Genomic DNA, 2,067 nt, shown 5'->3' with positions numbered 1-2,067 from the left:
CGAATCAAGAGTTCTTTTCGGGGTGGTTTTTTAGCAAAACCAGAGGTCCAAAGGGTCTCTAATTCTAAAAAGTCAAAATCCTTAAAGATCTCTCGAACCGCATCACAATCATTTAGACTCAAGACAAATTTGCCTTGTATGCTTTTGAGAACTTTTGCCATACTCACAAAATCATCTTCAACAAAATTCCCAGAGCTATAACACTTCTTCTTCACAAGATAAGGCGGGTCTAGGTAAAATAAACTGTCGGGTGCATCAAATAGCTCGATAACCCGTTCCCACGACAAATTTAAGATTGTTGTATCAAGAAGCTTCTGTCTAACACGTCTCATCCTTGATAACAGCTTTTCGGGATTAAATGCTATAGGCTTTTTCCTTCCAAAACTAAAAGAGACATAATCTTTTTTCCCATACATCACACAACGTTGGAGAAACAAAAAACGGGCGGCTCTTTCAACTTTGGAAAGGCTTTCTGGTTCAATCGCCGCAAGTTCAAAAAACAACTGTCTTGAACAAACAAACCATTCTAGTCGTTTGGCTAAATCATCAAAGTCATTTTGAACGCATTGAAACAGATTCGTGATCTCTCCATTCAAATCATTAATGACAGAATATTTTGCTGGTTTTTTATTTAGGAAAATAACACCAGAGCCTAAAAACGGTTCAACATAGGTTTCGTGGTCAATATTATTTAAAATCGGTATAATTTTCTTACGCAGATAGTGTTTACCACCCATCCACGCAAACAATGTTTGTGTAAATTCTTGTTTCATCATATTTTTAAAGGAGAGATTTGATATCTAACTTTTTGTTATCCATCTTTTAAGATGTGATAAGATATTATCGAGTGCATCCATAAGGCGGGCAAAATCAATAACAAACATAAAGACAATGAAGGCAATCCACTTCATAAAGCGTGACATCATCTTTAAGCCTTGATAGGTCTCTATCATCTCGTGAAGGAGCTGTTGTTCTGTTTCTGTAAGATCTTTATCTTTGCTGCTTCGTTTCTTGACCATCTTTCCAACCACATAAATGGGCTCCCTGCTTGTTATGCTTCAAAATATCTCTTGCAAGGTTGGAACTGATGACCGCAACATCCTTATTATCCAAATAAATGGGCAACCAGCCACTACAAGAAACAGACCTATTTGCCGCGCACCCAACGAGAAAGTTCAGAGCGCACACCAGCATCACTTTTTTGATTAACTTCATTTTCTACCTCAAGACGGGTTGTTGCTGTCTTTAAAGCATTCTCTGTTTGCTTTTGCCGTTCGCTTTGCTTGCCAAGCTGAAACGCCTTGGCTAAAGCCATAAAAAAAACGGCTAAAGCCGCTGTAAACATAAGAGAATATTTCTTTAGCCAAAAAATCATAAGCGTTGCTCCCCAAACCGCTTGGCGACAATCACTATGCCCGTTACAGCCGCTAAAACCATGATGCCTGCTAAAGCCCATTGCACCGGACCATTGCCAACCAACAAGCCTCCAAACCCCGAACAAGACCCTATAATCGGGGCAAGTGCTTCTATCTTTAAAAGACCGCTTGCTGTTTTCGTTTCTACCCTTTGATAATTCGAAGAAACATAAGCCCCTTTTACCCATAATCCCGCTTCTGCTGCTCGACGGTTGGCTAAACCCGCAAGAGGCTTCCCACCGACCTTATTCCATTTCTGTAATTCTAAGGGTACGGCTTCATAATCCCCTTGATTAAGCTTCTTCAACAAGGTTGACTTGCGAAAAGCAGCTGTTCCTACATTATAGCAAAATGAGACCAATGCCGCGAATTGGCAATCCGTTAACGAAACCGTCACCGATTCCTCTACCGTCTTCTCAAATTGCTTTAAGTCTTCACAAAGGATTTCTTCTGCTTGCTTTTGGCTAATACACATGCCTTTTTTGACAAGGGGGTGACCCGCATTGCTGGTGTGACCATAACCAATCGTCCAGATACATGCCGTGTCTCTATATGCCTCTAAACGCAAACCTTCCCATTGTTTGATAAGCTCTAATCCTTCTTTCGATATCTTTCTCATCTGACGCTCCATAAAAAAAGCCCCACAAAAGTG

4 protein-coding genes are annotated in these 2,067 nt (G+C 40.4%); all 4 read right to left on the bottom strand.

Features of this window, described 5'->3' with window-relative positions; genetic code table 11:
• Positions 1–776 (bottom strand): DNA adenine methylase (locus tag ACFINO_RS09640; RefSeq protein WP_375655591.1); only part of this gene is annotated, 776 nt, incomplete at its 3' end.
• 24 nt (positions 777–800) lie between these two features.
• A complete protein-coding gene (locus ACFINO_RS09635) occupies positions 801–1,031 on the bottom strand; it encodes a hypothetical protein (RefSeq protein ID WP_375643598.1) in 231 nt (76 codons plus the stop codon).
• Positions 1,032–1,147: 116 nt separating this feature from the next.
• Positions 1,148–1,375 carry a hypothetical protein gene (locus ACFINO_RS09630; RefSeq protein ID WP_375612675.1) on the bottom strand — a complete coding sequence of 76 codons (228 nt, stop codon included), beginning with the start codon at positions 1,373–1,375 and terminating at the stop codon, positions 1,148–1,150.
• Positions 1,372–2,034 (bottom strand): lysozyme, encoded by a 663-nt coding sequence (locus ACFINO_RS09625; protein ID WP_375655593.1) that lies wholly within the window; start codon positions 2,032–2,034, stop codon positions 1,372–1,374. The genes ACFINO_RS09630 and ACFINO_RS09625 overlap by 4 nt, the downstream gene beginning before the upstream one ends.
• Positions 2,035–2,067 lie beyond the last annotated feature (33 nt).

This window comes from Bartonella sp. AA83SXKL (assembly GCF_042196965.1).
Classification (GTDB): Bacteria; Pseudomonadota; Alphaproteobacteria; order Rhizobiales; family Rhizobiaceae; genus Bartonella.
Note: the sequence above shows the minus strand (reverse complement) of the source record. Positions and strands in the feature narration are given on the sequence as shown.

Bases quoted from the DNA above. Each gene is read 5' to 3' on its own strand.
- ACFINO_RS09625 (WP_375655593.1), bottom strand. From the start codon at position 2,034: ATGAGAAAGATATCGAAAGAAGGATTAGAGCTTATCAAACAATGGGAA.
- ACFINO_RS09630 (WP_375612675.1), bottom strand. From the start codon at position 1,375: ATGATTTTTTGGCTAAAGAAATATTCTCTTATGTTTACAGCGGCTTTA.